Below are 8,501 nucleotides of genomic sequence, written 5' to 3'. Positions count from 1 at the left end.
CAAAGCGACAGCTTCTTTTTTAAAATCATCTGGATATTGTTTATTTATTCGTTTAGTCATATTCACCTCAATAATGGCATTATTATATTCCTTTATTGAAGTGTCCGGCTAATTCAACCACAACATTAGTGGCCTTGGCCATAAAAAATTAACCCAATTATTCAATGGGGAGTGCTGCATCGCCTCCCCAAACCGACCATGAACCATCATATAGAATCGTTTGATGATGGCCTGCTACATGCGAGGCTAATATCAAAATACAAGCTGTAATGCCAGATCCACAACTGAGCACCCGTTGTGCATTATGGCTAGTATTTAACGAGGCAAAAAGCGTTTGTAACTCACGTAATGACTTCATTTTAAAACCATTTAACACTTGCGCAAACGGCAAGTTAAGCGAACTGGGAATGTGGCCGCTGCGCATCCCTACTCGCGGTTCTGGTAAAGTGCCATTAAAACGCCCTGCTGCGCGGGCATCAATAATGTCAACGTTCGCATGACCAAGATGAGTTAACACAAACTCAGTGTCGCACACCTTGTGCTGGAGCAAACGTCCTTTAATATCACCTGAGTAAGTAGGTTCTGCAAATTGACGTACCGTATCTCGTCCTTCCGATCGCCATTGCGGTAACCCCCCGTCGAGCACAAAAACCTTATCAAACCCCATAGCCTTAAACGTCCACCAAGCTCGCGGTGCTGAATAAATACCTTGGTCGTCGTAAATCACTACCGTGCTGTTATGGACGATCCCCAATGATTGTGCGGCATCAGTAAACTGCTCAGCAGTTGGAATGGCATGTGTTTGAGAGGAATGATGATCAAAAAATAATTTATCAATTTGGCAAGATAATGCGCCGGGAATAACATACAGTTCATCGTATACTAGTGGTTCTTTACCCAATACCACCGCCATACTGGCATCGAGTAGTACAAGATCAGGATCTTCAAGATGTAACGCCAACCAATCTGTAGTTACTAAAGGAGAATTCACATTAAACCTCACTATGTTGTTAAGCCAACTCGATACTAACTTAAACGGCTTTCTTGATAATTATCCAAAGCGCGCTGAGTTAAGTAACTAAAATAGCTAAATAAGATTATACCTACAGCATCGGCAACGAGATCGATGATGTCCAGTGTTCTTGAAGGGATAAAACCCTGACTGATTTCTTCACTCAAGACGAATATCGACACTAACACAGTGCCGTAATAAAGCGGAAGACGCCCTATCCGAAAATGACGACTGAGTAAGGCTAAATTAACAACATAGGTCAATAAACCGAATAACAACATGTGGCCGACTTTATCGCCGAAAGGGATATGTTTGATGATGTCAAAAAAAATACTGTGCGCACCAGTGTTAGCAAGATAAATAACCCACACAATAAAACTAAAAAAAAGACATGCTGCCACAATAATTAAACGAGAAAATAATTTGTCGGTCATAGGTCGTCATCCGTGTATGACATGATGCGTATGTCACTTATATTGATACTATTAAAAATAATGTCGCCAACCTGCAATCAGGTCAAATAATGTCGATGAGTCTACCGCGACAGGCTGATATTTCAGCGTTAATTTTGCTTAACCTAAACCAAGTTAAATTATCTCAAGTTACGAGGTGTACATAATACCAATTCGCATTAGAACTTACTCTTTTAGCGAAAATTATCAGTGAGGTATTCGAGACAGCCTTTTGAAGACATAGTCGTTCCTCGGCAACTGCTCTTGCGTTGCTCTACCTCCAGCATCTGACCGCCATGGATGGTGGGAATGTCTTATTTTTTATGGAAAAAAATAGACCATGCCGTCGTACGTTAAGACAGGCTAACAAAAAAGCCCTTTATCGCTAAAGGGCTTTCGCTCAACATTTACCGTAAAAACAACTATAAGGCAATCCAAGTGGCTTTAAGTTCAGTGTACTTGTCAAACGCATGCAATGACTTATCACGGCCATTACCAGATTGTTTATAACCACCAAATGGCGCTGTCATGTCGCCACCATCGTAATGATTAATCCACACCATACCGCTGCGCAGTGCTTTAGCGGTTTTATGGGCTTTACTAAGATTCGATGTCCATACACCAGCAGCTAAACCGTAAATGGTGTCATTAGCAATGTTAATGGCTTCTTCCATGCCATCAAATTCGATAACCGATAACACTGGGCCAAATATCTCTTCACTGGCGATGGTCATATCATTTTTAACATTACTGAAAATAGTTGGCTGCACATACACGCCACCCGTTTCAGCCATAACCTGTTTACCACCTTCAACCAAGGTTGCACCTTGTTCGCTACCAGCTTTAATGTAATTAAGTACATTTGTTAATTGTTGTTGATCGACCATTGCACCACAGGTGGTCGTTGGGTCAAGAGGATGCCCAGGTTGCCAGCCCTGCATTTCTTGTACAATTAGCTTGATCAACTCATCCTTGACGCCCGACTCAACCAATAAGCGAGACCCAGCGGTACACACTTCGCCTTGATTAAAGGCAATAGCAACCGCGGCGGCTTCTGCTGCGGCTTTTAAATCTGGCGCGTCATTAAATACAATATTAGGGCTCTTACCGCCGGCTTCTAACCACACGCGTTTCATGTTCGATTCGCCTGCATAAATCATCAGCTGTTTGGCAATTTTAGTTGAGCCCGTAAACACCAAAGTATCAACGTCCATGTGCAAGGCTAATGCTTTACCCACAGTATGACCAAAACCAGGTAATACGTTTAATACTCCAGCTGGAATACCCGCCTCAAGTGCAAGTTGCGCCATACGAACAGCAGTTAACGGCGACTTTTCTGAAGGCTTTAAAATCACGCTGTTGCCAGTTGCTAATGCAGGTCCTAACTTCCAACATGCCATCAGCATTGGGAAGTTCCACGGTACAATTGCCGCAACCACACCAACGGCTTCGCGGGTGATCATGCCAATTTCGTTATGTGCTGTTGGGGCAATTTCATCATAAATTTTATCAATGGCTTCACCAGACCAGCGAATCGCGCGAGCCGCCCCCACCACATCAACACCTTTTGAATGTTGGATAGGTTTACCCATGTCGAGGGTTTCAAGTAACGCGAGTTCATCAGCATTCGCTTCCAATAAATCAGCAAATTTGATCATCACTTTTTTACGCTTAACGGGTGGTAAATTAACCCATGTACCGGCTTCAAATACTTCACGCGCATTGGCAACCGCCGCATTAGCGTCGGCTAGGTCACAGCTAGCCACTTTGGCAAGCACTTGGCCATCAATAGGACTGACGCAATCAAATGTATTCCCCGACAGCGAGCCTTGATATTGACCATTAATAAAAGCATGGCCATTAATTTGTAAACTAGCTGCCAATGCTTCCCAATCGCTACGACTTGTTGGAGTACTCATTGTGACCTCGAAATAATAAATGAATTGATAAGCACTCAGAAAAATAGCAAGTGCCAGACATAAAATATGTGCCGTCAAAATAGATTATCGACACAGTAGCATTACTGAATATTGTCACCTGATTATGCTGAACAGCAAGATATTTTCAATATATTTTACAACATAGGCACATTTAGTTTAAATAAATGCACAAAACACTTTAACGTTCATTATTTTTGACATAGCATAGCAAATATTCGTCACTCATTATTTAACCAATTTGAGATGAATACCCTAGGACCTGCTGACCTTTGTTGGTTGCATTTTATTCAAGTTAAACACAACCTTGAAAGTTCAACAGGCCCTAAATTGTAGCAATCAATGTAGAGTCAATTTATGAGCGAATATCAGCAAAAGGGAACTGGCGATTCATCGCAAACATGGCCGAACATGGCACACTTTTGGATGCCCTTTACTGCCAACAAGCAATTTAAAACAAATCCTCGCTTATTAGTGTCGGCACAAGGAATGTATTACACCGACATTGAAGGTAATAAAGTGCTCGATGCGACTGCCGGTTTATGGTGTTGTAATGCAGGTCACGGCAGAACGGAAATATCTGAAGCGGTAAGTAAACAAATTAGCCAAATGGATTACGCCCCATCATTTCAAATGGGCCATCCGCTTGCTTTCGAACTCGCTCATAAACTCAGTCAACTCAGCCCAGATGGATTAGACCATGTGTTTTTTACTAACTCCGGGTCTGAGTCTGTCGATACCGCACTAAAAATGGCGCTTTGTTATCATCGTGCTAATGGTCAAGCGACTCGAACTCGATTTATTGGTCGAGAGCTGGGCTATCACGGTGTTGGTTTTGGCGGTATTTCGGTCGGCGGCATTAGTCATAACCGTAAAACCTTTAGCCAACAGCTACTTCAAGGTGTCGACCACTTACCTCATACTCTAGACATTGCTAACAATGCTTTTAGTCATGGCTTACCGCCACATGGTATAGACAAAGCCGAAGTACTTGAGCAACTCATTACCCTACATGGCGCCGAAAACATTGCTGCTGTAATCGTTGAGCCAATGTCTGGCTCTGCTGGCGTAATTTTACCGCCAGACGGTTATCTACAACGTTTACGTGAAATCACCCAACAACACGGTATTTTACTAATATTTGATGAAGTCATTACAGGATTTGGTCGCCTAGGCGCAGCCTTTGCCAGTGAGCGCTGGCAGGTTACACCCGATATAATCACTACCGCTAAAGCCATCAACAATGGTGCTATTCCAATGGGCGCGGTATTTGTCAGTAATGCCATTCACGACACTTGTATGCACGGCCCCGATGAATTAATCGAGTTTTTTCACGGCTACACCTATTCCGGCCATCCCGTTGCCGCGGCATCAGCATTAGCCACGTTATCGATTTATGAAAACGAGCAATTGTTTGAACGAGCTAAAAGTCTTGAAGATTATTTTGAACAAGCCGTACACAGCTTAAAAGGTTTACCCAATGTCATTGATATTCGTAACACAGGCTTAGTCGCGGGTATTCAATTTTCGCCAAGCGATAAAGGTGTAGGCAAAAGAGGTTATGACATTTTTGACCACTGTTTTAGGCATGGTGCCTTAGTGCGCGCAACCGCAGACATTATTGCGTTATCTCCCCCCTTGATTGTCGAAAAATCTCAGATCGATGACATGGTGAATCACCTTACCGACGCTATTAATGCCGTGGGTTAACCCATTTTCAGTTTATAAGGACAACGTTCATGCTTAACATCAGCCATTTTGTCAATGGGCAACACACCCAAGCAAGCAAGCGCAGCCAGACTATTTATGACCCCGCCAGTGGCGAAGCTCGCGGGCAAGTGTCACTGGCCAGTAAAGATGAAGTGGCAGTAGCAATCGCTTCAGCCAAAACCGCATTTAACACTTGGTCACAAGTGACTCCATTAAATCGTGCCCGAGTGTTATTTAAATTTAAAGCCCTTGCAGAACAGCACGTAGACCAACTCGCCGAGCTTATTACCTTGGAACACGGCAAAGTACTCGATGATGCCAAAGGCGAAATTACCCGCGGCCTTGAAGTGGTTGAATTTGCCTGTGGTATTCCGCACCTATTAAAAGGTGAGCATACCCAACAAGTGGGCGGCGGTGTTGACTCATGGTCAGTCAATCAAGCTCTAGGCGTGGTAGCAGGTATTGCACCGTTTAATTTCCCGGTAATGGTGCCCATGTGGATGTTTCCGATTGCCATCGCGTGCGGCAATACCTTTATCATGAAACCGTCGGAAAAAGATCCTAGCTCAGTAATGTTAATTGCAGAATTACTCAAACAAGCCGGTTTGCCAGAGGGCGTGTTTAACGTGATTAACGGTGACAAAGAAGCCGTCGATGCATTACTAACACACGAGGACATCAAAGCCGTGAGTTTTGTGGGTTCAACCCCTATAGCCGAATACATTTACACCACAGCCTCTGCACACGGTAAACGAGTACAAGCATTGGGCGGCGCTAAAAATCACATGTTGTTAATGCCAGATGCTGACTTAGATCAAGCTGTTAATGCCTTAATGGGAGCTGCATATGGTAGTGCAGGTGAACGTTGCATGGCCATTTCGGTTGTATTGGCCGTTGGCGATGTGGGCGACAAATTAGTAGAGGCGCTTTTACCAAAAATAAGCCAGCTTAGAGTGGGGTGCGGTATTACCCCAGAGATGGATATGGGGCCGTTAATTTCAGCACAACACCTCGATAAAGTACGTAACTATGTTGAAGCAGGTGTGAATGAAGGCGCAACGTTAGTGGTTGATGGCCGGAACATCAGCATTAGCGACCACCAGCAAGGTTACTTTTTAGGTGCCTGCTTATTTGACCATGTCACGCCGCAAATGAGCATTTACCAACAAGAGATATTTGGTCCTGTCCTCGCGATTGTTCGTGTCGACACTTACGCCGAAGCATTAGCGCTGATTAACCAACATGAGTTTGGTAATGGCACCGCCATATTTACGCAAAGTGGCCAAGCGGCAAGGCACTTTTGCCACTATGTTGAAGTTGGCATGGTTGGGGTGAATGTGCCAATCCCGGTGCCAATGGCATTTCATAGCTTTGGCGGTTGGAAACGTTCGTTATTCGGTCCTTTGCACATGCACGGCCCAGATGGAGTACGTTTTTATACTAAGCGCAAAGCCATTACCGCGCGTTGGCCACAAGCGAAAACCGACAGCAACGAACCTTCGGCATTCATTATGCCGACCATGAAATAAGTGAATACTATGACGAAACATATTACGCCAAACAACGGCAACTGACACTAATCACCTAGCAGACGAAAAAACCATCGCAGGCAACCCACTGCAGTCGGTGCAAAATCATGTCGAAAGCCCTGTAAGCAGGTTAATGTTGGGGATGTCAAAGCGAGTCTGGGAGTTGGAACATCAATTATAGCAAATATGAATATTGCGACATTCTAGAAGGTAGCAGCATTATCACCAACAGCAACAACCAAAACTTAACGGTCAATGTAGGCGATAAATTTGTTATACCAGCAGGCTTTACCTGCACATGGAAAGTCGTTATTCACTGTAAAAAGATCTACGTTATGTTTGAACAACAATAACGTCACTATTCGCTTCAATCATCTGCCTTGCCTATAGCACTTTGAACTCCCGCTGAAAGATCACATATTAAATAGGATTGGTATTAGCTTGAATATCACAGATTTCGGTCCAGCGAGCAGCATTAGAAATAGACATAAATTTATCCTTAAATGAGTATGACGTCCGTATCAACCAGTGATGGTTTTCATAAAATGTAGCACAACATGTTTATTTAATAAGCTGTTTTTATCAGTATTAGATCTCGCGCATAGATTTCAACAAAATAGCATTGCATCCATGCCGTACGGGAGTATCTTACTGCTATACAAAAATAAAAATGAACAGCACAAAGGAGCTAATTATGGCTGATTCCCTCATTAAGATACTGGTGATTGCAGGATTATTTTTTCTAGCCTATAAACTCATTTTTAGTGGTAGTCGTGGACTAACGCTTTTTGAAATGCATTTTAAAGACGGTAAACTGACTAGCCATAAAGGCAAAATTCCCGAGCGTTTTGAACGCGAATGCCGTTCTATTGCAAAATCAAATAAACTCACTTGCACTGTAAGAGCAGAAAAATCGGGTGATGTGCGTTTACATGTATCTGCCAATGTGGGCGACAATTTAACCCAGCAAATACGTAACCAGTTTCCCTTTGAATACTACGACAAAAAACAAACAGACTCATCTAAGCTAAAAGGTTAATACCTAATGCTAGGCTATAAAAAATGGACTCAATTGAGTCCATTTTTTATTTACCATATTCGCCATTAATCGACCTGTTTTGCAATAACCAACGTCACTTGCGCCACCGTAATGCCAAATTTGATAATGTCGCTTTTATTGATAATGGTATTATCGTCAACAAGAAACATCCAGTCGTCAAAATGCACTTGGTATTCACTGCCATCGACAAGCAACAACATGTCATAACGCCATCGTAATGCACTGCCACGAGATTCCCCCTCTGCAATGCCTAAAATATCATTAGCTGTGCCTTGGTAAATACCGTTGCCTTTATCTGTAATCTTCCATACCCGCGTTTGCTTTTCACCGTCATCGTAAATAAACCACTCATTAATGACCCCTTGCTTACCCTCTGGGGTATCTGTCCAATACGCTTCCATGGTAACGGTAAACTTACGTATTACCTTGCCAGAAAAGTCTTGTACTACGCCAGCTGCCGTTAACTTTCCATCAAAAAAAGTGGCTAAATCAAACTCTGGTTGAGTGTTGCTGTAATCATCAATAGAAGCAGATGAACACGACATCACGCAGAATAGCAACAAGCCAAAAAGACTTGATTTAGTCAACGCCTGACGCCACACCCCCTGATGAAAATAAGTTGCCAATTTACATAACATAAGTGAACCTCAATGGAGAACAAGTGGAGGGATAAAGTAATACCAATCTCATTAAATATCTGGTCAGTTCAGAGTCTCTCAGGTTTTTCAATTCAAGGCACATTGATGTAGAAATGGTTGTTGCCTTTTAAATCGATGTAACACAGAAGTGGCATACCTGAGA

7 protein-coding genes and 1 pseudogene are annotated in these 8,501 nt (G+C 43.0%); 4 read left to right on the top strand and 4 right to left on the bottom strand.

Annotated features, from left to right (window positions below; all coding sequences use genetic code 11):
• Positions 1-157 precede the first annotated feature (157 nt).
• From ACWXWT_RS19050 to ACWXWT_RS19040, 3 genes are all read right to left on the bottom strand, one after another.
• Positions 158-991 carry a sulfurtransferase gene (locus ACWXWT_RS19050; RefSeq protein WP_456043149.1) on the bottom strand — a complete coding sequence of 278 codons (834 nt, stop codon included), beginning with the start codon at positions 989-991 and terminating at the stop codon, positions 158-160.
• 35 nt (positions 992-1,026) lie between these two features.
• Positions 1,027-1,446 carry a VanZ family protein gene (locus ACWXWT_RS19045; RefSeq protein WP_456043148.1) on the bottom strand — a complete coding sequence of 140 codons (420 nt, stop codon included), beginning with the start codon at positions 1,444-1,446 and terminating at the stop codon, positions 1,027-1,029.
• 440 nt (positions 1,447-1,886) lie between these two features.
• Positions 1,887-3,383 (bottom strand): aldehyde dehydrogenase, encoded by a 1,497-nt coding sequence (locus tag ACWXWT_RS19040; RefSeq protein ID WP_456043147.1) that lies wholly within the window; start codon positions 3,381-3,383, stop codon positions 1,887-1,889.
• A 375-nt stretch (positions 3,384-3,758) separates the two neighbouring features.
• On the opposite strand from ACWXWT_RS19040, the gene ACWXWT_RS19035 reads away from it, so the two are divergent.
• The 4 genes and pseudogenes from ACWXWT_RS19035 to ACWXWT_RS19020 all read left to right on the top strand — a co-directional run bounded on the left by ACWXWT_RS19035 (position 3,759) and on the right by ACWXWT_RS19020 (position 7,679).
• Positions 3,759-5,111 (top strand): aminotransferase class III-fold pyridoxal phosphate-dependent enzyme, encoded by a 1,353-nt coding sequence (locus tag ACWXWT_RS19035; RefSeq protein WP_456043146.1) that lies wholly within the window; start codon positions 3,759-3,761, stop codon positions 5,109-5,111.
• A 29-nt stretch (positions 5,112-5,140) separates the two neighbouring features.
• Entirely contained in the window at positions 5,141-6,640 is a 1,500-nt protein-coding gene (locus ACWXWT_RS19030) for a CoA-acylating methylmalonate-semialdehyde dehydrogenase (RefSeq protein WP_456043145.1), read from the top strand.
• A 19-nt stretch (positions 6,641-6,659) separates the two neighbouring features.
• Positions 6,660-6,993, top strand: a pseudogene (locus ACWXWT_RS19025) (cupin domain-containing protein).
• Positions 6,994-7,334: 341 nt separating this feature from the next.
• Positions 7,335-7,679 (top strand): DUF3634 family protein, encoded by a 345-nt coding sequence (locus ACWXWT_RS19020; protein WP_456043144.1) that lies wholly within the window; start codon positions 7,335-7,337, stop codon positions 7,677-7,679.
• Positions 7,680-7,744: 65 nt separating this feature from the next.
• On the opposite strand, the gene ACWXWT_RS19015 is transcribed toward ACWXWT_RS19020, so the two are convergent.
• The gene (locus ACWXWT_RS19015; RefSeq protein WP_456043150.1) at positions 7,745-8,245 is read right to left on the bottom strand and encodes a DUF3833 domain-containing protein; all 501 of its coding nucleotides are present in this window, start codon (positions 8,243-8,245) and stop codon (positions 7,745-7,747) included.
• Between the last annotated feature and the right edge of the window lie 256 nt (positions 8,246-8,501).

This window comes from Shewanella sp. A22 (genome assembly GCF_053850585.1).
The sequence above is the reverse complement of the archived record's forward strand: the minus strand, read 5'-3'. Positions and strand labels throughout refer to the sequence as shown.

Bases quoted from the DNA above. Each gene is read 5' to 3' on its own strand.
- ACWXWT_RS19035 (WP_456043146.1), top strand. From the start codon at position 3,759: ATGAGCGAATATCAGCAAAAGGGAACTGGCGATTCATCGCAAACATGG.
- ACWXWT_RS19020 (WP_456043144.1), top strand. From the start codon at position 7,335: ATGGCTGATTCCCTCATTAAGATACTGGTGATTGCAGGATTATTTTTT.
- ACWXWT_RS19045 (WP_456043148.1), bottom strand. From the start codon at position 1,446: ATGACCGACAAATTATTTTCTCGTTTAATTATTGTGGCAGCATGTCTT.
- ACWXWT_RS19030 (WP_456043145.1), top strand. From the start codon at position 5,141: ATGCTTAACATCAGCCATTTTGTCAATGGGCAACACACCCAAGCAAGC.
- ACWXWT_RS19040 (WP_456043147.1), bottom strand. From the start codon at position 3,383: ATGAGTACTCCAACAAGTCGTAGCGATTGGGAAGCATTGGCAGCTAGT.
- ACWXWT_RS19015 (WP_456043150.1), bottom strand. From the start codon at position 8,245: ATGTCGTGTTCATCTGCTTCTATTGATGATTACAGCAACACTCAACCA.